The following is a 22282-nucleotide window of genomic DNA, read 5'->3' on the forward strand; positions in this document are numbered from 1 at the left end:
CCGCCGGATTAGTCCAGTCTCTTCAGCACGGCGATCTCGTCGCAGGCATGCTGCTTCTTGCAGTTCACACAATCGGTCCAGACCTTCTCGGGGAAAATCTCCTTCTGCACCACATCGAAGCCGTTCTTAAGGAAGAAGTCCACGGCATAGGTCAGTGCCATAATCTTCGGAATCTGCTGGCGTCTCGCTTCTTCAACCAGCTTCTCCAGGATCATCGTTCCTACACCTTTGCCCTTGCCAGCATCATTCAGGCCAATCGAACGGACCTCAACAAGGTCATTTCCGAGCCGGAACAAGGAACCGCAGCCGACAAACTTGCCGCCGATCTCGGCGATCACGAACTGGTCGATCTGGCGGGTCAGTGCTTGCCTTGAACGGGGCAGCATAATCCCCTGCCTGGCATACTCCTCTATCATCAGATACAGCGGCTCTACATCCTCCACCGTAGCATTTCTGCATATCACTTGCTGCTCTCCTGCTGGAGAAGCCTCTTGGAAATGATCCGTTTTGACAAGCACCTTGACTCACCCCTTGTTGTTAATATGAATAAATATACAACAAGGTGAATTACAATTCAAGAGGTATTTCAAAATTAAACCTCTGTCAAAGCACCGACAAATTCCCCGAAAACATCGTTGCCGAACAGGATTCCCTGCTTGCTCAGACGATAGGTGTCCCCGGCCTGCTCCAGCAGCCCGGCCTTCAGCATTTTATGCAGCGGTCCTGCAAAAACAGCCTCCAGCGGCTTTCCGAATTGTGAGCGGAACGCCGCATCCGAAACCCCTTCGCGCATCCGTAGGCCAACCATCATGAAATCCTCCATCGCCTCCTGCTCGGAGATCTCAAAGCTGTCCAGACGCGGCAGCCCGCTGCGCGAAGCCTCGTTATAAGGGTTCACGCCCTTGATATTCATGTGCCGCTGCCGGCCCACATATCCGTGCGCCCCTGCGCCCAGACCGTAATAATCCTCGTTGCGCCAGTACGTGATGTTGTGGCGGCTCTCCAGCCCCGGCTTGGCAAAATTACTGATCTCATATTGCGTATACCCCGCAGCCTCCATGGTAGACATAAGCAGCAGGTACATCGCCAGCTCATCCTCTTCATTCGGCAGCGGAAGCTTGTTCTTGTTGAACAGGGTGTGGAACAGCGTATTCTCCTCCACTTTCAGACTGTAGATGGAATAATGCGGAAGATCCAGCGCCAGCGCCTTGTCGATACTCTCTCTGAGCATATCCACCGTCTGGTTCGGCAGGCCGAACATCAGATCCAGCGACAGGTTATTAAGCCCGACCGCACGGGCATTCTCCAGACTGCGGTATACGTCATTCACATCATGAATCCGGCCGATTCCGCTCAGCAGCTCATTTTGGAACGCCTGCACCCCGAAGCTGACCCGGTTGACGCCGCCTTCCTTCATGACTCTGAGCTTATCAATATCGGTAGTTCCGGGGTTAGCTTCCATAGAGAACTCAATATTCTCGTCCCACTGCGGAAAATGCCTGCGGACCGATTCCAGGAAATAAGCCATCTCATCAGGCTTGAGGACAGTAGGCGTACCCCCGCCGACAAAAATCGTCTTGATCACACCCGGAGGCGTGTGCTGCACGGTCAGCTCCATCTCGCGGTCAAGCGCATGGAGATAGTCCATCACCGGCTGGTCCTTCAGCACGTAAGAGTTGAAATCACAATAGAAGCATTTATTGGTGCAGAACGGGATGTGAATATATACGGCCTCAGGGGGACGGCCATGGTGTGCAGTGCTCGTAGCTGTATTCATTAGCTGTCTCCTTTGTTCTATTAATATACAGGCCTGCCACACTACCTGCTGCTAAAAAGCAAGAAGAAACGGCTGCACCGCCCTACGTAGGACGGCACCCGTTTCTGCGATAAACCGAAAGCTCCGGGGGGAGCTTATATGCTGCTACTCAATCTGAAGCACGGCCATGAACGCTTCCTGCGGCACCTCGACGCTGCCGACCTGCTTCATGCGCTTCTTCCCTTCCTTCTGCTTCTCCAGCAGCTTCCGCTTACGCGAGATATCGCCGCCGTAGCATTTGGCTAATACGTTCTTGCGCATGGCCTTAACGGTCTCACGCGCAACCACCTTCGTGCCGACGGAAGCCTGAATCGGCACCTCGAACATCTGGCGGGGGATAATACCGCGCAGCTTCTCACAGATGACCCGGCCGCGGTTGTAGGCGCGGTCGCGGTGAACGATGAAGGACAGCGCATCGACCTGCTCATTGTTCAGCAGGATATCCATCTTCACGAGATTGGACTGGCGGTAACCGGAGATCTCGTAATCGTAGGATGCATAACCCTTCGTGCCGGATTTCAACTGGTCGAAGAAGTCGTAGACGATCTCGGACAACGGAATCTCGTACGTAATGGTTACACGGTTGCTGTCCAGATACTCCATGTTGACGAATTCGCCGCGTTTGTTCTGGCACAGCTCCATAACGGTTCCCACGAAGTCGTTAGGCACAATAATGGCTGCTTTGACATACGGCTCTTCGATGAAGTCAATCGTCCCGATCTCCGGATAATGCGACGGATTGTCGATCTGAATGGTCTCCCCGTTCGTCAGCTTAATGCGGTAAATAACGCTCGGCGCGGTAGTAATCAGCGGCAGATTGAACTCGCGTTCGATCCGCTCCTGAATAATCTCCATATGCAGCAGCCCCAGGAAGCCGCACCGGAAGCCAAAACCAAGGGCGCTGGAGCTCTCCGGCTCGAAGCTCAGGGAAGCATCGTTCAGCTGCAGCTTCTCCAGCGCTTCACGAAGGTCATTATAATCAGAGGTCTCAATCGGATAGAGACCGCAATAGACCATCGGATTAATTCTGCGGTAACCCGGCAGCGGCTCAGCAGTCGGACGCTTGGCATCCGTCACGGTATCACCGACACGAGTGTCGCCCACATGCTTAATCCCGGCCACAATGAAGCCGACATCGCCGATGTTCAGCTCGGGTACAATGGTCATACGCGGCATGAATGCCCCCACCTCAATAACCTCAAAGGTTTTATCAGTGGCCATCATTCTGATCTTGGAACCGGCACGGATACTGCCGTCCATTACGCGGACATAGACGATTACGCCCTTGTACGGGTCATAATGGGAGTCGAAGATCAGCGCCTTAAGCGGTTCTTCCGAGTTTCCAGTCGGCGCCGGAACCTGCTTCACGACCTGCTCCAGAATCTCCTTGATGCCAATGCCTGCCTTAGCGGAAGCCAGAACGGCTTCGCTGGCATCCAGCCCGATGACATCCTCAATCTCCTGCTTCACCCGTTCAGGATCTGCATTCGGAAGATCGATCTTGTTGAGTACCGGAAGAATCTCCAGATTGTTGTCAAGCGCCAGATACACGTTGGCCAGCGTCTGGGCCTCAATCCCCTGGGCTGCATCCACTACCAGAAGAGCGCCTTCACAGGCAGCCAGACTGCGGGATACCTCATAGGTGAAATCGACATGCCCCGGTGTGTCAATCAGATTCAAATAATATTCCTGGCCGTCATCGGCACGGTACGTCAGGCGTACGGCCTGCAGCTTGATGGTGATGCCCCGCTCGCGCTCCAGATCCATCTGATCCAGAACCTGCTCCTGCATTTCACGCGAAGTCAGCGCACCCGTATACTCCAGAATGCGGTCAGCCAATGTCGATTTGCCATGGTCTATATGTGCAATAATCGAGAAATTGCGAATTTGTTGTTGTCGTTTCTGAACGTCAGTCATTCCTTACCCCCACAGACAGCCTAATGTTAATCCACTTATTATAACAGTACGGGCTTCACCCATCAATCCCGCCGGACGCTGGAAAAGAAAGAAACCGCCTGAACCCTCTGCAATCGCAGGGTGAATCCTGCAAAAAAACACAAAAACGAGTGCGGACTTCCATCATCCGCAGCCGTTTTTGTGCTAAACCTCGTTCCAGCCCAGCTCCTGCTCACTCCTCCGACGAGTCGAAGAGGGAGACCACCCAGCGGATGCCCTTCTGCGAAGCCTGCTGGAGCAGGCCAGCGGTCTTATCCGCCAGCACATCCACAGTCGGCTTCTGCTCCTCCGGGATCAGAATCTGCTCAGGACTGAGCGCAGAGTAGTCCTTCACCTCCTGCTGCGGGAGGCTGCCCGTGCCGCCAGCCGTCTGCGCCTGTGTACCTGCAACCGGCTGCTTCATGGGCAGCATGGTGTAAGCGCCCGTTACGGGATCAATAGTCACGGGCACATATACATAAGCCTGGCCGCCCGGGGCTGTACTGGCAGCCGGAACGTACGCAGTTCCGGCCGTAACGTTCTGTCCAGGCGCGCTGCTCCCGGCTGGCTTACTCCAGTCCGGCAGTATACCGGAGACTCCCGAACCGCCGCCGCCGAACTGCAGTCCGATCAGCAGCCCCACGCCCGCCCATATTCCGACCATTACCAGCTTTTTACCGAACCGTGTCATATTCTCCGCTCCTTTTCAGCTATAATCCGTTCAGGAACCTGTTGATGTCTCTGCCCCGGTGCCTCCAGATTGCGTACTGCCCTGATCTGGCGCAGCTGCCTTCTCGGCATCCCGGCTGCTCCAGTACACATCAGCGATGGCATCCGCCAGAATATTCGCCGTCCGCTTCAGCTCATCGGCGCTGTTGTCAATTCCGCCTACCTCAATCAGCACACTGTTCGGGGACAACGTCTGGTTATATTCCCCATTATTCCCGTTTCCGGACGATTTCCCCCATATCCCGCGTGAAATTCCAGGATAATTTTTCTCCAGCAGCTGATGGATTTTATTGGCGAAGGCCTCGTTTTGTTTCCAGTTTTTATTCGCATGCCCCAAAATAAAATATACCTGGGCATAATTTTTCCCGTTAATCAAAGCTGTCGTTTTGCCGTGCCGCTGCGAATCACGGTGAATATCAATCAGCTCACTCATGTTCTGATTGGAGGCCATGGCCGATTTCACAGTCATACGTGAATATTTATAAGAGAAGTTCCAGTTGTAGCCCGGTACCTCTGTAGCATAGTCCTCCTGGGCATGGACAGTTCCGATCCCCCGCTCTTCCAGCCTCTTGGCAATATAGGAGCCTACCAGCATGACATTCTTGGAAGGGACTGCCGAGCTGGGGTTGTCGCTCTGTGCGCCAAGCAGCGGATTATAGGCCTCCCGGGGATGGGAATGATAAACGAGAATACGCTTGACCGAAGTATCTCCTGTGCCATTCTCCGCATCTCCGCTTCCGGAGTAGCCCTCGTCAGGTTCTGTACCGGACGGGTCAGGGACAGGCGAAGCCTCGGGCTCTACCACGCCTTCCCCCGGATTGTCATGGCCATTACCAGCCTCAGTACCGTTCCCTGAATCCGGCGGGGCTCCAGGATCGCCCCCTGCTCCGGGATCTTCCCCGGTGGCCAGTTCATCGCCCCCCGGATGATAATCAGCCGGTGCTCCTGTACTTCCCCCTGAGCCTTGCCGCAGCAGGAAGGGATCATCGGCAGCAAGTCCGGGCATCTCACGTGAGACCAGACTCTTGGGATCACCAGGATCAACGCTGGTAAGCAGCCGGAATACGAAGGAGGTCACCTTGTCCCCGGAGAAGGCTGAAGGCTCCTCGCCCTTCGGCAGATGGGGGACCTCCATGCCCAGCAGCTCCATGAAGAATCCACTGGAGAGCGAAGCCGCCAGGCCTTTCATGGAAGGAATGGGCGAAGAATTCAGCTTCTGCCCGGCCAATCCGCCAGCTCCAAGCAGCATGAACAACACAAGCGAACCTCCGGCCAGCAGCAGCATCGTCCTTCCCAGCGACAGAATATCCATCAGCCGTCCGCGCAGCCGCCCTATATTCCATAGCTGAAACCATTTTCTGTTCATGATTGTTATGTCCTCCTCTAAGCCCTCTGTAATCTCTCATACTCCAAATCTATGAGCGGAAGGGTTGTGCTAGAACCACAGAATGAGAGATAGCAGGGAGTAACGATAGAGAAGTGAGGGGGCAACACCAAGTAGAAACGGCTTCGCCGTCCTTTTAAAGGACGGTACCGTTTCAGCGGGAAATAGAAGGATAAGTTATCGTGTGAAACATATAAGTTCTTATATTTATACAAAAAGCCCGCCACCAGTTCTGCGTTATAGCAGACGGTGCGGGCGAGGTGATAAGTGACAGATCAGTGAGTGTAAGCTCCGACATTGCCCGGATCTACCGCTTCATGGAGTGCAGCATTCAGTCCGCTTGCCACAATGTTGGCGATCTCTTCAATGAATTCATCGATCTCTTTGGGGGTCACAATCAGGTCATGCCCCAGCGGCTCAAGCACTTCCTTCACCAGGGCGAGACGCTCCTGCTCAGATATATCATCAAGGAGACCCATAATTTCTTTGGTGTGAGCACCGCCGTCCGCCATCTGCCCGAAATGGGTCCGCATCATCTCCAGCACATTGTTGACGATGGTGGAAGCATAGCAGACCGTTGGGACGCCGATGGCGATGCAGGGTACGCCCAGCACCTCCTTGGTCAGCCCTCTGCGCTTGTTCCCGATCCCTGAGCCGGGATGAATGCCGATGTCCGCAATCTGGATGGTGGTATTGATCCTCTCCAGTGAACGGGAGGCCAGCGCATCAATGGCTATAATGACATCCGGGCTGGTGCGGTCCACAATCCCCTGTACCACTTCGCTGGATTCAATCCCCGTCAGGCCGAGCACTCCGGGAGCAATAGCACTGACATTCCGGTACCCGGGCGAAATCTGGTCGGGCACCAGCTCATAGAACTGGCGGGTAATCAGTGCATTCTCAACGACCAGCGGGCCGAGCGAGTCAGGCGTCACATTCCAGTTGCCCAAGCCTACGATAAGGACCTTGGAATCGCGGTCAATGCCGATTTCATCCAGAAAGTGCTCGAATTCCCGGGCGAACACTGTGGAGACCTTCTGCTGCAGCCCGGTGTCCCCTCCGCGCAGCCCAGGCACCTCCAGGGTCACGTAATTGCCGATAGCGCGTCCAATCGCCTGAGAACCGGCAAGGTCTGCTACAGCAAGTCTCGTGACCTTGATGCCGTCCGCTTCTTCCACTTCCTCATTGACACCCGGGATCGGCGTATTGGCGTGCCGCTCTGCCATTTCCTTCGCTTCCACCGCCAAGTCCGTACGTACCGAATACAGCTGAAGATCCAGTTCCATTCTTAGTTCAGCCTCCTTTTGCATATTGCTGATAGTGTGCGAGAGAAAGCCTCCGTTTATACAAACCGCTCTAAGGGAATTACAAAGCTTTTTATCTTGCTTTTTGCTACCCTTCATGCTAAACTATTTTAAGTTGTGAATCATTTGTTGATTTCGAATGTCTTTCAGGAGGTGAATGCAATGCCAAATATCAAATCCGCGATAAAACGCGTCAAGACGATCGAGAAACGCCGTGCACTGAACGCTTCCCAGAAGTCCGCTCTTCGTACAGCTGTGAAAACTGCTGATGTAGCAGTGACTGGTACGGAAGTTGAAGTAGCTCAGGCTGCTTTCCAAGCGGCTTCCAAAAAGCTGGACAAGGCTGTAACTAAAGGCCTGGTTCATAAAAATGCGGCTGCCCGCAAAAAATCCCGCTTGGCTAAGAAATTGAACGCTCTCAAGGCTCAAGCCTAAGCCAAGGGCGACAATCATAACGAGCACTGAAGAACCTGACCGCTATGCTGCATACGGTTAGGTTTTTTTATGCTCGTTAACTTCCTTCATTAATACCGCTGTACAATCAAAGAGCCTGTCCATCCCATGATACACGCGGGTGGACAGGCTCTTTGATTCGTTCCATGTAAGGCCGCTCTATTCAGGCTCCAAGGCGCAGCATGAACATCTCCAGCCCCAGCACCTTATCGACAGCTCCCGTCTTCATCTGATAGTCCAGATCCGCCAGTATACTCAGGATCTGCCGCAGCCGCTGGCTTCCGAACTTATGAGCCTGCTCTCCGGCAAGCTTCACTGCATACGGATGCAGTCCGAGCTGGGAGGCAATCTGTCCCTGCGAATAGCTAAGGGCTGACAGATCCTTGACCTGCAGGATGATTCTGAACTGCCGGGCAATCAGCGAAGCGATCTTGATCGGCTCCTCCCGCTGCTTGAGCAGCTCATAGAGCGTATTCAGTGCCTTGTCCAGGCGCAGATTCGCAATATCCTCCACCAGCGTGAAGATGTTCTGCTCTGTTCCCCGGTGGACCAGACTTTCCACCGCTGCCGCATCCACCCGCCCGCCAGTACCGGCGAACAGACACAGCTTGTCCATCTCTGCAGACAGACCCTGGAGTCCGGTTCCGCTGCTTGCAATCAGAACCTCCGCTGTCCCCGGCGCAAGGGAGCAGCCGCGTTCGCGGAAGCCCTTCTCCACCCAGCGCAGCAGCTCCTCCGCACCCAGGGGATTGAAGGCCAGCACGGTGCCGGCGGTCTTGATGCTTTTGACGATTTTTTTACGTTCATCCAGCTTGTCGCCGTTCACCATAAATACAATCACACTGAACTCGGCAGGGTGCTGCATATATTCGCTCAGCATCTCCACGTTATGTTCCAGCTTCGCCTTCTCCTTGCCTGCCGTGAACAGAGCCGCATCCCGCACCAGCAGGAGCTTGCGTTCTACCATGAACGGAACCGTCTCCGCCTCTTCAATGACCGCCTGAACCGGAGTTTCGGAGAGATCGAACGGGATCACCGCGAAATCGCGGTCTTCTTTGGGGATCAGGTGTTCCTCCAGCATGGCCGCGAATTCATTCATCCGGAACTTCTCACTGCCGTACAGCAGGTACAGCGGAGAGACCTTTCCTTGCTTGATGTCTTTGGCCGCCGTTTTGGCATCCATCCCGCCACTTCCTTTTTCATTTACTTGCCTGGTCCGTATCAGACACATACATTCGTACATTTTAACAAAAAATCGGCTGAAAACATAGGTATCACCATTATGACTTTGTCCTGACCGGGGCGCAAGCCAAAACGGAGCAACCTCGGCAGCCAGGGCCAAAGTTACTCCGTTTCAGCGGCGCATCTATATAAACGACGGAGGGAGCAGCTCTAGAAACTCTCCCGGCCGCCGGTCATACCGATGATACTCGCATAGCCTGTAATTCATGTCCTCTTGCCTTAGCATATTCCGCAGGCCGGAAGAACGTTCCGGTTATTTATCGGACGTTGCCGCGTCCGGGGTAATAGCCGGGCTGGTGACCGGTGAAGCAGACGCCGCCGGAGAAGCGGTAGGCGCTGAAGAGTTGGCAGGAGCCGGAGAAGCGGATGGAGCAGGTGTTGCGCTCTCTGCCGGAACCGTGTATACCTTCGTCGTCTGCGTACCGTCCTCAAGCTGTAGCACATAAGTGAACTGGGTGCCGTCTTCCGACCACACACCGGAGACCCAGTTCCCCTCCAAAGGAAGCGAAGTTAATACTGTTCGTTGTTGTTCTTCTCCTTCTGCGGTTAAGCTATAGATTACAACATGCTGGCCAGTCATCTCAGCCATATGCTGCCCGTCGGGTGAAGTCCACGAGGAATCTGCGACCATCAGCATGGCTCCTGCCTCGTTAGCGGCTGGAGTCGGCGCTATCCGTGCATCTCCCGCAGCCGCCTTATCATCCGCTATATTCTCTTGTGTTGGCGCACTCGACGTCGTGCTTTGGGGCTCTGCCGACCGGCTATCCGCTTTCTTGGTGCTCTTGGGGCGGTCCGCCGGAGGCGAAGTAGCGGCGCGGTTGCTGATCGGAGCTTCGCTTACCGCAGGCACCTTGTCTGAAGGCATACCACCGCCGGCTGCGGCTGGTTGATCAGCACCCTCACTGGGAGCAGGCGGTGCAGATTTCAAATTAACGTCTGCAGATTCACTAGGCGTGGCCTGATCCATCTTTCGCAGCTCACTGCTGCCGCCGCTGTTATTCTGTCCGTCCGCCTGCGGGGCGTCTGCACTGCTCTCCGTACTCATGCTGGAGTTCGCCGCTCCGCCGCTCATTAATTGGGATGACATATCCAAGTCTGCGCCTGGCAGACTCTTCGGCATATTGAATACGGCGATGAGCAGAATCACCGCTGCCGCCGCAGCACCAATGCCTGTCCGCGCAGCCAGTGAAGGGCCCTTAGACTTCTTGCCCCGGTTATTTGAACGGGAGAAGGGAATAACCTTCGGATCTTCCGGCTCCATTACGGCAGGCTCTTCCGGGACACCGCGGTCCAGCTGTTCAAGCTGAGGCAGGATAGAGTCAACCAGACTGAAGGGGGGCTTCACGTCGGGAAGCTGCTCCAGCTGCTGGGAGAGCAGCGTCAGCCGGTCCAAGACTTCCGCGCAGGAAGGACAATCGTCGATATGACGGAACATTTCAAGCATTTCTTCCTGACTGAGATCATTATCTAAATAGCGGTGCATCCATTCCATCACCTCCGCGCACTTCATCCTGACACACCACCTTTCTGATACTCCTGAAGTCTATTCTGCAGCTGCTGCCGCGCCCGGAACAGGTACGATTTGACCGTGTTCAGAGGCAGATCCAGACAGTCTGCAATCTCGTTGTAAGAAAAATCCTGTAAATAGCGAAGCACGATTACCGTCCGGTGATGCTCCGGAAGCTGGTCGATGGCCTCGCGGATATCCTCCGCCAGATAACCCGACATCACTTCGCGCTCTACGTTATGTTTTTTATCCTGGAACACCATTTCGTGTTCATCGATAGAAACGGTAGGCTTCGTTCTCCGGAATTTGTCTATACATATGTTGGTTACTATTCGCTGAACCCATGTTTTGAACTGCGCCTTCTCCTCATAGGAGCCGATCTTGGTGTACACCCGGATCAACGCTTCCTGGGAGGCATCCAGAGCATCCTGTTCATTATGCAGAATGTAGAAGGCCGTCTTATATACATGCCCTTCAATTTCTCGCAATAGGGTGATTAGAGCGTCGCGATCGCCCGCTTGAGCGGCTCTGATGAGTCCCTGCTCCACCACGAAGGTTCCCCCTCTCTATGCAATCTTACTGACGCGCAAGACTGCGAATTTGTTGCAAGCCTGTAATGATTATTTTAAAAGACAAAAACGATATGCTTCGCGCATAAATGTTCCTTATCTTTCTCGCTGAAACGGTACCGTCCTAAAAAAGGACAGCAAAGCCGTTTCTACTTGTAGTCCACAATCCCTACTAAGCATACAAGGGATGCTGCTATCATTCAAATACTCTTTTTATAGAAGTTAGTTACAGAAATGACATGAGAAGCAGACCGTCCCGTACCTGACTTACGCTACGACCGAGACGGCTCCTCTAATGTATATAATATAGTTGCGCACACCAGGAGCACCGCATAATTCTCCCTGGAGTCATCATCAAGCACATATACTTCCCCCTGCTCAAAAAGTTGCGGATGATTATAGTTACGATACAGCTTATAGATGGCTCCCGCGCTCACCCTGCAGCCGTGGACTGCAGTTAGAATCTCCACATAATCGGCTTCTTCCACTACCAGTGTCGGGTACAGCTTGCTGCGAAGATCGTCGCCAGTCATGGCATCACCTTTCAGGTATACTTCTCAATGTCCGCAGGCGCCTCTGCACTCTGCCTCTATTATAAGTATTGCCCGAAGCGGCAGCAATTCCATCATTTAGGCATATCTACATTCAACAAAAAAATGCCCTGCCCCATAGAGGCAAGACATTCCTGTTGTACATGTATTTCACTTGCCTTGAATCTCCTTGAACTTCGCTACATACTGAGCAGCCAGCTCTGTGATCTGGTCATAGCGGCCTTCCTTGGCCGGTGCGGTCAGGTTGCCGCCGATGCCGACAGCGATGCAGCCGTTCTTGATCCATTTCTCCATATTGTTCAGATCCACGCCGCCGGTAGGCATAATGTTGACATGCGGCATTGGCCCCTTAACCGCCTTGACATAGTCCGGTCCGAACGCACTGCCAGGGAACAGCTTCAGCACATCCACACCCAGCTTCAGGGCTTCCTTCATCTCATTCAGCGTCATGCAGCCCGGCATGTAAGGAATGCCGTACAGATTACACATCTTAGCAGTATCCTCTTCAAAAGACGGGCTGACCACAAATTCCGAACCAGCCAGAATAGCTATTCTTGCCGTCAGCGGATCAAGCACAGTACCGGCACCAATCACGGCGCGGCCCCCGTATTCTTCCACCAAGCGCTTGATCGCCACTTCGGCTCCCGGAGTCGTGAAGGTCACTTCGATATTGTTCAGTCCGCCCTCGATACAAGCCACCGACATGGCATAAGCATCATCGGCATTATCCGCGCGGATAACGGCTACTACGCCAACAGAGGTAATATTCTGTAATACTTTAATTTTCTTCATGATTGTTACTTCCTCTCTGGTTATATATTCATAAGAATAATAATTTAGATAAACTAATTTATCTATTTTACTAACATCAGGCTTTATCCTTCTAAGAAAATAGTAATAACATTGCCGCTAACAGTCAATATATATTTATTCAGGAAGCGTTATCAATCCTTCGAAAATATTCAAAAACGCTTATTTATCAAGGAAAAACGAATGTCTTCCCCTGTTCCTGTACAAAATAAGCCCGCAGAATGAGCATTGCTATATTGTACAAAACCGTTTTATGTGATAATTTCAACTTATATTCTATTCCAAACCATAATAACGTGTTCATTTTAGGAGGAACTATTCATGAATAAACAGCTGGATGCAGTCACCTTCGGGGAGCCGATGGCCATGTTCTACGCCAATGAAGCCGGCCCCCTGCATGAGGTCACTTCCTTCTCCAAGGCGCTGGCAGGTGCGGAGAGCAATGTAGCCACCGGATTATCACGCCTGGAGCATCTGACCGGTTATGTGACCAAGCTTGGCGAAGACAACTTTGGCCAGTTCATCACCTCGGCGCTGAACAAGGAGAAGATCGATACCGCAAGCATCACAACGACCAAGGAATTCTCCACGGGCATGCTGATCAAATCCAAGGTACTCACTGGAGATCCCAAGGTGGAATATTTCCGCAAAAATTCCGCCGCCTCCAAGCTGAGTCTCGCCGACTTCGATGAAGATTACTTCGCTTCCGCAGGCCATCTGCATGTGACCAGCATCTCTTCCGCACTCTCGGCTTCGTGTCACGAGTTCTCGCTGCATGCCATGGAGTTCATGAAGCAGCGCGGCAAGACCGTATCACTGGACCCGAATCTGCGCCCGACCCTGTGGCCAGACACCGAAACTATGGTTAATACGATCAACGATCTGGCTACCCGCTGCGACTGGTTCCTGCCCGGACACGGAGAAGGCAAGATTCTCACCGGTCTTGAGACTCCGGAGGAGATTGCCGGGTACTATCTGGAGCGCGGCGTATCCCTTGTAGTGATCAAGCTTGGTCCTGAGGGCGCTTACTACAAGACCTCTGCTGGTGAAGAGGGTTATGTGGACGGCTTCAAGGTCGAGCAGGTTGTCGATACAGTCGGCGCCGGAGACGGCTTCGCGGTTGGGGTGATCAGCGCCATGCTGGAGAAGCTCAGCGTAGCAGAAGCCGTGAAGCGCGGCAATGCGATCGGCGCACTCGCCGTGATGTCGCCTGGCGATATGGACGGCCTTCCCACCCGCGCCCGGCTGGAGGAGTTCATGAGCGCAGGCGTATAGCCAAAGAACAGGTGCTCTGCTGCCGGCAGCGCCAGGCTTCAGCATGAACACACATTAGCACAGCAAAAAGGGTGTCCCTGAGCCGACAGACGGCTGGGACACCCTTTTGTATATGTAGCGTGAGAGAGGTGTGGCTGAATTGCAGGTAGTACAGCATGGTTATGGCTCACTTATGGCTCAGTTACAGCTCAGTTACGATAAGTCAGTTTCATCCGAGCATTTTTCCTGCGAACCGGCAAGTCGTCATTCCCAGCAGTTCGCGCGGCAAAGTACATAGTCTTGCTCAATGTACATAATCCTGCTCTCAAACTATAGACTTACGGACCGGAGAGCCGTTATTTGGGGAATTGCTGCACTATAGCAAGCCTAACGGACTCAGATGACGTTAAGCCGCACTTCGCGGGCATCTAGCGCCCTAAACAGCAATTTAACGGCTCCTGAGTCCGTAAAACTAACAAAACCCTTCTTTTCCGCACAATAACGGCCCCTGGGTCCGTAAAGCCGTGGATTCCTGAGCAGATTTCCTATAAGTTGTCACCACGATGGACCTTTCGCCGCCCCGACCTGCTCTATTCCGGCTTAGCCGGCGGCTGCACCGACTCCCCCTGCTGCAAGGAAGGCGGGAACCTGTAGGTGATGGGCATCGCGCTGTCCGCATCGTTGATCAAAGAGAGCATGATCTTGGCCGCCTGCATCCCCATCTCGTAAGCCGGCTGGCGGATCGTTGTAATATCAGGATTATAGATCCGGGCGAATTCGGCATCGTCGATGCCGATGACCGACAACTGGCCGGGGATCGCAATGGCATTGCGGTTCGCATATTTAAGAATTTCGCCCAGTACCAGATCATTGGCGGCAAGCAGCGCTGTTGGAGGCTCGGGAAGCTGCAGCAGCTCGTCCAGTGCAGATGCGATGTCTTCGCGTGACACACTTCGCATATACGAACCCAGCAGCGGCAGACCCGCTTCCTCCATCGCTTTTTTGTACCCGCTCATTCGCTCCTTGCGCGGGGTAATCGCATGTACGCCAAGCGGCAGGGATAGAATAGCAATCGCTTCATGGCCGTGGCCGGTCAGCTCCCGGATAGCGGTCTTCACCGCCATCTCGTTATCCAGCAGCAGGCTCTGGGTCGTGATCCCGTCAACCAGCCGGTCCATGAAGACCAGCGGATATTCCGCTTCAATTAATCTGGTGTAAGGCGCAGGCTGATCTCCCGCCGGAAAAATAATCAGGCCATCCACCTGACGGGCGACCAGCGTCTCCACATAAGTATTCTCCTTATCGGCATTCTCGTCCGAGTTGCAGATGATCACCTGAATCCCATGGCGCTGCAGCTCATTCTCGATCGCCCGGATACACTGGATGGATAGCGAATAATCAATATTGGCTACAATAATGCCAACCATATGCGTGCGGTTCTGCTTGAGACTGCGGGCAAGCCCGTTGGGCTGGTAATTCAGCTCATCGATAACCTCGGCAATGCGGTTTTTGGTCGCCTCACTCATATACTTGAACCGTTTATTCAAAAATTGCGAGACTGTGCTTTTCGATACGCCCGCTTTCTTAGCCACATCCTCAATAGTCAGCTTCTTCATTGATCCCGCTCCACTCTTCGATATCGAACTCCAGAAGTAAACACAAATAACGTTTACTTAGAGATATTATCAAAAAGTATAGCTTTTTTTTAGTAAATTATCTATATGATCCACGTAAAATAATTAGGAGCCCGTCACTTCCCTGTCTTAGCAGGATCAATCTGCTGTCCGTATTGGTTATAGTACCATTCATAGTACCACTGCTGGCCGAGATACAGTATGAGTTCCGCACTACGTTTCTTCCCGTTCACTTCATAATTAGCCGTATATTTCAGACCCTGTACATCAATGCCGATCTTGCTTCCTACATCCATTGTTGCCCCTGTAGCAATGTCATACAGGCTGCTATGAACATCGTATCCATTGTTATTATTTTTGCTGTAATAAACAAGCAGCATTTCACTGTTCAATTTATCAAAAGCTACAAAGGATCTGTAATTGGAAAATTCGGTGCTCAGGCTGCTTAAATCCAGCAGTTCCTGCGGGGTTACTGTTTCTCCAGCTGCGGCTGATTTTAAATTTAAAACGGATAACTTTTCAGGTGTCCTTCCTAACCCTTTACCCAAAGTGATCGTTCCGATAGCCAGCACTACATAGTTACCTCCGTCACAGATCCCCGTAAGTTCATAATAACGCTGCGAGCCGCCGGCATATAGCGGTAAGGTATAAATCCGTTTAGCAGTAGCTTCAGATAGCTCAGACTGGCCTATTGGAGACAGATACAATGTGTAAGGCTCCGTAGGATGGGTGTATTTGGGCTTGCTGTAATTGACCATCGGCGGCGGCGGCGACCAAACAATCCCGGCGTTAGTCTCAACAGCACGCGCGCGCGTCTTGTCTCTGTTCATCGGCAGGGGCATGTAATACTTCATTCCGCCAAACTCGAACTCCGCAGAACCAACCGGCGGGCTGTAGGATTGCGGTGACGCTGAAGAAGCTGCGTTCTGCGAAGCCGAAGGAGATGCCGAAGGCTGGACCACAGCCGCTCCCGAACCAGGCTTAAAGACCGCTGCCAGCCTCCCTGCCGGATCGAGCCTGGACCCTGGGCCAAACGGCCAGATCAGCGTGACGAGCAGCAGGATGGCTGCCAATCCGCCAAGGGCGGCCACCCGCCCGAACGGGCGGCGTAGTCCGCTTTTGCCCGATGAGCCTTCTGCCGCAGCCTCTTCAATCCGCGCCATGAGCTGTGGCGTGAATCCCGGCTCTGCAAGCGGGTTCCGCCCGGCTTGCTTATACCAGTCCTTCTCCCCGCTCATCACCTTCACTTGCTCCTGCTCTTGTTTTGTCTTCACAGGTCTTCCTCCTTTATCGCCGTTCTCACTTTCTCTCTGGCCCGTCCGAGCCGGGATTTGACTGTTCCCTGCGCGATCCCGAGCAGAGCGGACATCTCTGCCACCGGCAGGTCCTGCTGAATATCCAGCACCAGCACCTCCCGGTACTTGTCCGGCAGCTCCATGATAATCTCCCAGATGCGGTTAGCGTATTGATTGCCGATGGCCTCTTTCTCCGCAGACAGGGAGGCCCGGGTGTCCTCATGTTTGCCCAGCGGAGCGAACCTCCGCCAGAAGCTGTTACGCCTTAAGCTGAATGCTGTATTGCGTGTGATGGTCAGCAGCCAGGTTTTTAGAGTAGCCTGTCCCCGGTACTTGCCGATGCTCTTGTAGGCCTTAAGAAATACTTCCTGGCTGATATCGCTGGCCTGCTCCCGGCTGCGGGTTAAGAAAAAAGCATAATTCCATACATCCTGTCCGTAAGTCTCCATCATCTCGCGAAGCGATACCGATGAGGCACAGGTCATGCTATACGTTAGTTCTTTACTCTGCATGTTCTCTCCCCTCTCACCTAATAAGACTCCTGCCGGCGGATATGGTTCCCTGTTATTGTAAAACTGAATATGCGGATTGCACTTTCTGCAATAGAATTGCCGATATTTGCCGTTAATCTCCATTCTATTGTATTTCCTGCATTAGAATTTGAAGAATCTGCTCAATTAGCCCCTGTTAGCTGAAATCAAGTGTACAAAATACAACAGATCTGACTTCCTCCTAAATTTAAGGAGCATCTAATGTACGAAGTGCAATGAAATCCAGATCCCCCGAAGGCTAAACGCTTTCAAAAATCACAGCCGTCTTCCCTTCCCGCAAGCCCCTGTCTGCACCATTCCGCAGCCCCGAAAATTGCTTAAAAAAAATACTAATAAATTATAAGAGAATAGAATGCAGGCGGGGCGTGGGATTGGCGGTTTCAAGCTCTGTTTGGAGGGGCCGTAGAGGTCTGTCTGTCTCTTGACTTTTCAATATATGGTATATAAAATGATTAAGCATTACTAAATATAGTGTATATAAGAGCTAAGCCCATAAATCTAGTGATTTCGCCCAAGTTCATTTGTCAAGTAGAAAGAGCTGTAGAATGGGCTACATGTTATAGGAGGTTAGGAGCCATGTTGATTGCTTACGATTCCAAGACCGGCAACGTCAGAAGATTCATTAACAAACTGAAGCTTCCGGCGGTTCAAATCGAAGAGCATATGACGATCGACGAGCCTTACGTGCTTGTTACATACACTACCGGATTTGGACAGATTCCAGAGAAGGTGTCAACATTCCTTGAACGAAACCATTCCAGGCTCAAGGGCATCGCCGCGAGCGGCAACAAAAACTGGGGCGAGCTATACGCGCACAGCGCAGACTTAATTGCACAGCGTTACAACGTACCGGTGGTCGGCAAGTTTGAATTGTCGGGAACCTTCGGAGATGTACAGCGCATAAAACAGGAGGTGGACCGGGTTGCGGCATATTGAATTGAACAACATGTTGATGAAGAGAGACGAAAGCGGCTTTTTCCAATTGGATAAGGACCAGGAAGCAGTAGCCGAGTTCATGCAGGATGTGGAGCGGCGTAGCCTGACCTTCACGGATACGAAAGCCAAGATTGATTATATGATTGCCAATGACTACTACGAGGACCTGTACGACCGCTACTCCGCTGCTGAGATGGAGGATGTCTACCGGATCGCCCATGAATATAATTTCCGCTTCCCTTCCTATATGGCGGCTTCCAAGTTCTATACCGACTATGCCGTCAAAACCAATGACCGTAAGCAGTACCTGGAGCATTATCCGGACCGCGTAGCGGTAGTGGCTCTGCATCTGGGACGGGGTAACGTAGAGACTGCCCGTACACTGGCCCGCTCGATGATGGAACAGCGCCTGCAGCCGGCGACACCAACCTTCCTCAATGCCGGTAAAAGCCGCCGCGGCGAGATGGTCTCCTGCTTCCTGCTGGAGATGGACGACTCGCTCAATTCAATCAACTATGTGCTGAATACCTGCATGCAGCTGTCGAAAATCGGGGGCGGCGTTGCGGTCAATCTGTCCAAGCTGCGCTCGCGCGGCGAGACCATTAAGGGTGTAGAGGATGCGGCCAAAGGCATTATGCCTGTCCTGAAGCTCATGGAAGACGGCTTCTCCTATGCGGACCAGATGGGCCAGCGTAAGGGTTCGGGTGCGGCTTATTATAATATTTTTGGCTGGGACGTACTTGAATTCCTGGACAGCAAGAAGATTAACGCCGACGAACGGACACGCCTGAAGACGTTGTCTATCGGCCTGATCGTGCCTAACCGCTTCTACAAGCTCGCGCAGGACAATCAGCCGCTGCATGTGTTCGCTCCTTACACAGTCTATCAGGCGTACGGTACGCACTTGGATGACATGGATCTGGACGTCATGTATGACACCCTCCTTGCTGATCCGCGCGTGAAGAAAAGAATCGCCATGAGCGCACGCGACATGCTGACCAAGATCGCCATGATCCAGCTTGAATCGGGCTATCCGTATATTATGAATAAGAGTAATGCCAATAACGCGCATGCCCTGCGTAATGTGGGCCAGATCAAGATGTCCAACCTGTGCACCGAGATTTTCCAGTTGCAGGAGACTTCAGAGATTAACGACTACGGTCAGCAGGACGAGATCCGCCGCGATATCAGCTGCAACCTGGCTTCCCTCAACATCGTGAACGTGATGGAGCACGGCAAGATCCGTGAATCCGTACATGAGGGCATGCTGGCACTGACGGCTGTCAGCGATATGACTACTGTCTCCAACGCTCCGGGCGTAGCTAAAGCGAACAAGGAAATGCACTCCGTAGGTCTGGGTGTAATGAACCTGCACGGCTATTTCGCCAAGAACAAGGTGGCTTATGAGAGTGAGCAGGCCCGTGATTTCGCACGCACCTTCTTCATGACTATGAACTATCACTCGATTGAGAAAAGTATGGAGATTGCCGCTGAGACCGACGAGACCTTCTATGGCTTCGAGCAGTCGGACTATGCGAGTGGCGTGTATTTCGACCGTTATATAACTACAGACTACCGTCCGGTTACGACAAAAGCACAGGAACTGTTCGAAGGGATCTACATTCCTACAACTGAGGACTGGAAGCAGCTGCGTGACAAGGTGATGAAGCACGGCCTGTACCATGCTTACCGTCTGGCAATTGCGCCGACCGCAAGCATCTCGTACATCCAGAATGCGACCTCCAGCGTCATGCCGATTGTAGAGCAGATCGAGACCCGCACGTATGCTAACTCGACCACCTACTATCCGATGCCTTACCTGCGTCCGGACAATGTGTTCTATTATAAATCCGCCTACCAGATGGACCAGTTCAAGGTGATTGATCTGATTGCGGAGATTCAGCCTCATATCGACCAGGGTATCTCAACGGTTCTGCATGTGAACAGTGATGTTACAACCCGTGAGCTGGCCCGCTCTTACCTGTATGCGGCGCACAAAGGGCTGAAATCCCTGTACTACACCCGGACCAACAAATTGTCTGTCGAGGAATGCCTGGCCTGCTCCATCTAAGAGGGGCACAGGTACAGAAAGGGAGAATATACGATTATGAGCGCAATCCAAGCCGTGAACTGGAACCGTCCCGACGACGATTTCTCGCTGATGTTCTGGAACCAGAATATTATGCAGTTCTGGACCGACGACGAAATTCCATTATCCGATGACAAAATGTCCTGGCTCACGCTGAGTGAGATTGAAAAGGACTCTTATATGAAGGTGCTGGGCGGACTGACCCTGCTGGATACGATCCAGGGCGGTGTAGGGATGCCACAGATTATGGAGCATGTGGACGGCTTGCAGCGCAAGGCGGTCCTCGGCTTCATGGGCATGATGGAGCAGATTCATGCGAAGTCGTACAGCAGCATTTTCACCACACTGGCTTCCACCGAGCAGATTGACGGGATTTTCCGCTGGGTGGAGGACAATACGTTCCTGCAGTTCAAGGCCCAGACGATCTCGGAGTATTATCAAAAGATTGAGACCAAGAAAGACCTCTATCTGGCGATGTCCGCATCGGTTCTACTGGAGAGCTACCTGTTCTATAGCGGCTTCTTCTACCCGCTCTATCTGGCCGGACAAGGCAAAATGACCTGCAGCGGCGAGATCATCGACCTGATCCTGCGTGATGAGAGCATCCACGGCGTCTATGTCGGCGTGCTGGCCCAGGAGATTTTTGAGGAGCTGTCCGAAGAAGACCAGAGCGATGTCTACGAGACCCTGGTTGGCCTGCTTCGTCTGCTCCACGCGAACGAGGAGCAATACACCGAGCAGATCTACGCACCGATCGGTCTGGTGGAGGAAGTGAAGACCTTCCTGCGCTACAATGCCAACAAGGCGATGATGAACCTCGGCCATGATCCGCTGTTCGATGAGGAAGAGATTAACCCAATCGTCCAGAACGGGATCAGCACCCACACGAAGCAGCATGACTTCTTCTCGAAGAAGGGTAATGGGTATGTGCGGGCTATGAATGTGGAGCCTTTGCGGGATGAGGATTTTAAGTTTTAAGATAAGCTGAATCTAAGAACCCGGCTCTCAGCTCAGCCGTCACTACGGAGGATATTTGGACTTCCGGCCGCTGTTGTATACAGATTTCCTGATTAGACCGCTGTTCGCGGTAGAAATCCGTATACAAAGGCGGACGCTACCGCTCCTACAGTTCCAAAATCCCCCTCCGATCCTTCTTGCTTTTCGTTATATTCTTTGATTCAACTTATAGAGGTTGTATTATAGATAGAGCACCCGGTCGCTTGGACAAGCTGCCGGGGCTTTTTTTTGTGATACACCTTTTCAGTTCCCTCAAAGGTTCTGAATAAATCATCGAAACCCAAGCTTCACTTTTCACTGAAACGGTACCATCCCGAAAAGGAAGGCAAAGCCGGTTCTACTTATGAGACCATATTGTTACTGGGACGTAGGAGTAGGAGTGGCTATTTTACAAGAAAGAGGTGTAACGGGATGGCGATACATATTCAGGAGTACGGAGACCCGGATGGGGCTTGTCTGATGGTCTTCCTGCATGGCGGGGGCGTGAGCGGGTGGATGTGGGAGAAGCAGGTGGCGGCGTTCGCCGGGTATCATTGTCTGGTCCCGGACCTGCCGGGGCACGGGTTCAGCCGGGAGGATACGGAGTTCACGATCCGCAGCAGTGCGGAGGAGCTTCTGTTGCTCATTGAGGAGCGGGCTCAGGGACGAAAGATCGTTGTCACCGGCTTCTCGCTGGGCGCACAGGTGTTGGTTCAGATGCTGGGTTTAAGACCGGAGCTGATCGATTATGCCATCATCAACAGCGCGTTAGTGCGGCCCATTCCCTCCGCCAGCAAGCTGATCGGGCCGGCGGTCAGACTGTCTTTTCCGCTGATTAAGTACAGATGGTTCGCGAAGCTACAGGCTAAGACGCTCTATCTGGGCGAGGAGTACCTGGAACGGTATGTTGAAGAGAGCCGGCAGATGGAGCTGAAGACGCTGATCCTGGTGCTGGAAGAGAATATGTCATTCCGCATTCCAGCCGGGTTCAGTGAGGCCACAGGCAAGATACTGGTTACTGTAGGTGAACGTGAGAAATCTGTCATGAAGCAATCCGCCCGGGATCTGGTTGCCGCAAATCCCCGCTGCATGGGCGTGGTGATTCCCAAGATTGGACATGGCCTCTCTCTGGCGCAGCCGGAGCTGTTCAATAAGCTGGTCGAGGCCTGGATTCAGGGCGGGGAGCTGCCCGGGGAATGCAGAAGAATCTGATTCCCTCAGGCGCGA

20 protein-coding genes are annotated in these 22282 nt (G+C 52.9%); 6 read left to right on the top strand and 14 right to left on the bottom strand.

The genetic code is table 11. From position 1 onward, the window contains the following. Nucleotides 1–8 precede the first annotated feature (8 nt). The 6 genes from MKY12_RS23540 to gpr form a co-directional block, all read right to left on the bottom strand. Nucleotides 9–416 (bottom strand): GNAT family N-acetyltransferase, encoded by a 408-nt coding sequence (locus MKY12_RS23540; protein WP_339257594.1) that lies wholly within the window; start codon nt 414–416, stop codon nt 9–11. Nucleotides 417–592: 176 nt separating this feature from the next. Next, complete coding sequence (gene hemW / locus MKY12_RS23545; RefSeq protein ID WP_036732240.1) at nt 593–1777, bottom strand: radical SAM family heme chaperone HemW; 1185 nt, start codon at nt 1775–1777, stop codon at nt 593–595. A 144-nt stretch (nt 1778–1921) separates the two neighbouring features. Further along, a complete protein-coding gene (lepA, locus tag MKY12_RS23550; RefSeq protein ID WP_036732242.1) occupies nt 1922–3733 on the bottom strand; it encodes a translation elongation factor 4 in 1812 nt (603 codons plus the stop codon). A gap of 211 nt (nt 3734–3944) precedes the next feature. Beyond that, a complete protein-coding gene (locus MKY12_RS23555) occupies nt 3945–4442 on the bottom strand; it encodes a hypothetical protein (RefSeq protein ID WP_051478637.1) in 498 nt (165 codons plus the stop codon). A 30-nt stretch (nt 4443–4472) separates the two neighbouring features. Further along, nucleotides 4473–5846 carry a stage II sporulation protein P gene (gene spoIIP / locus MKY12_RS23560; protein ID WP_339311134.1) on the bottom strand — a complete coding sequence of 458 codons (1374 nt, stop codon included), beginning with the start codon at nt 5844–5846 and terminating at the stop codon, nt 4473–4475. A 293-nt stretch (nt 5847–6139) separates the two neighbouring features. Next, entirely contained in the window at nt 6140–7150 is a 1011-nt protein-coding gene (gpr, locus tag MKY12_RS23565; protein ID WP_036732245.1) for a GPR endopeptidase, read from the bottom strand. Between the two features lie 180 nt (nt 7151–7330). On the opposite strand from gpr, the gene rpsT reads away from it, so the two are divergent. After that, nucleotides 7331–7603, top strand: coding sequence for a 30S ribosomal protein S20 (gene rpsT / locus MKY12_RS23570; RefSeq protein WP_036732246.1), 273 nt, complete (start codon nt 7331–7333; stop codon nt 7601–7603). Nucleotides 7604–7784: 181 nt separating this feature from the next. Here the strand turns inward: rpsT and holA are convergent, their stop codons facing one another. From holA to MKY12_RS23595, 5 genes are all read right to left on the bottom strand, one after another. Then, nucleotides 7785–8804: a DNA polymerase III subunit delta gene (gene holA / locus MKY12_RS23575; protein ID WP_036732248.1), complete on the bottom strand. Its 1020-nt coding sequence runs from the start codon at nt 8802–8804 to the stop codon at nt 7785–7787. A gap of 312 nt (nt 8805–9116) precedes the next feature. Next, nucleotides 9117–10373, bottom strand: coding sequence for a zf-HC2 domain-containing protein (locus MKY12_RS23580; RefSeq protein ID WP_339311137.1), 1257 nt, complete (start codon nt 10371–10373; stop codon nt 9117–9119). Beyond that, on the bottom strand, nt 10370–10921 hold the full coding sequence (locus tag MKY12_RS23585; RefSeq protein ID WP_036690462.1) for a sigma-70 family RNA polymerase sigma factor: 552 nt from the start codon (nt 10919–10921) through the stop codon (nt 10370–10372). The genes MKY12_RS23580 and MKY12_RS23585 overlap by 4 nt, the downstream gene beginning before the upstream one ends. A 290-nt stretch (nt 10922–11211) precedes the next feature. Continuing rightward, nucleotides 11212–11472 (bottom strand): hypothetical protein, encoded by a 261-nt coding sequence (locus tag MKY12_RS23590; RefSeq protein ID WP_339311139.1) that lies wholly within the window; start codon nt 11470–11472, stop codon nt 11212–11214. 168 nt (nt 11473–11640) lie between these two features. Continuing rightward, on the bottom strand, nt 11641–12282 hold the full coding sequence (locus MKY12_RS23595) for a bifunctional 2-keto-4-hydroxyglutarate aldolase/2-keto-3-deoxy-6-phosphogluconate aldolase (protein WP_036732253.1): 642 nt from the start codon (nt 12280–12282) through the stop codon (nt 11641–11643). A 339-nt stretch (nt 12283–12621) separates the two neighbouring features. Between MKY12_RS23595 and MKY12_RS23600 the strand changes: the two genes are divergently transcribed. Further along, complete coding sequence (locus tag MKY12_RS23600) at nt 12622–13575, top strand: sugar kinase (RefSeq protein WP_339250324.1); 954 nt, start codon at nt 12622–12624, stop codon at nt 13573–13575. A gap of 569 nt (nt 13576–14144) precedes the next feature. On the opposite strand, the gene MKY12_RS23605 is transcribed toward MKY12_RS23600, so the two are convergent. The 3 genes from MKY12_RS23605 to MKY12_RS23615 all read right to left on the bottom strand — a co-directional run bounded on the left by MKY12_RS23605 (nt 14145) and on the right by MKY12_RS23615 (nt 16995). After that, nucleotides 14145–15170, bottom strand: coding sequence for a LacI family DNA-binding transcriptional regulator (locus MKY12_RS23605; protein ID WP_036732257.1), 1026 nt, complete (start codon nt 15168–15170; stop codon nt 14145–14147). 134 nt (nt 15171–15304) lie between these two features. Further along, entirely contained in the window at nt 15305–16462 is a 1158-nt protein-coding gene (locus tag MKY12_RS23610) for a hypothetical protein (RefSeq protein WP_339311141.1), read from the bottom strand. Further along, nucleotides 16459–16995: a sigma-70 family RNA polymerase sigma factor gene (locus MKY12_RS23615; RefSeq protein WP_051478639.1), complete on the bottom strand. Its 537-nt coding sequence runs from the start codon at nt 16993–16995 to the stop codon at nt 16459–16461. Before MKY12_RS23615 ends, MKY12_RS23610 begins: the two co-directional genes overlap by 4 nt. 615 nt (nt 16996–17610) lie before the next feature. On the opposite strand from MKY12_RS23615, the gene nrdI reads away from it, so the two are divergent. The 4 genes from nrdI (at nt 17611) to MKY12_RS23635 (ending at nt 22267) form a co-directional block, all read left to right on the top strand. Further along, nucleotides 17611–17970, top strand: a complete 360-nt coding sequence (gene nrdI, locus MKY12_RS23620; protein ID WP_036732265.1) for a class Ib ribonucleoside-diphosphate reductase assembly flavoprotein NrdI — start codon at nt 17611–17613, stop codon at nt 17968–17970. Beyond that, nucleotides 17957–20041: a class 1b ribonucleoside-diphosphate reductase subunit alpha gene (nrdE, locus tag MKY12_RS23625; RefSeq protein ID WP_036732267.1), complete on the top strand. Its 2085-nt coding sequence runs from the start codon at nt 17957–17959 to the stop codon at nt 20039–20041. Before nrdI ends, nrdE begins: the two co-directional genes overlap by 14 nt. Before the next feature lie 36 nt (nt 20042–20077). Beyond that, nucleotides 20078–21037 carry a class 1b ribonucleoside-diphosphate reductase subunit beta gene (nrdF, locus tag MKY12_RS23630; protein WP_339311144.1) on the top strand — a complete coding sequence of 320 codons (960 nt, stop codon included), beginning with the start codon at nt 20078–20080 and terminating at the stop codon, nt 21035–21037. A 450-nt stretch (nt 21038–21487) separates the two neighbouring features. Further along, a complete protein-coding gene (locus tag MKY12_RS23635; protein ID WP_339311145.1) occupies nt 21488–22267 on the top strand; it encodes an alpha/beta hydrolase in 780 nt (259 codons plus the stop codon). Nucleotides 22268–22282: the final 15 nt, after the last annotated feature.

It is taken from the genome of Paenibacillus sp. FSL M7-0896 (assembly GCF_037975415.1).
GTDB classification, from domain to species: domain Bacteria; phylum Bacillota; class Bacilli; order Paenibacillales; family Paenibacillaceae; genus Paenibacillus_AQ; species Paenibacillus_AQ silagei.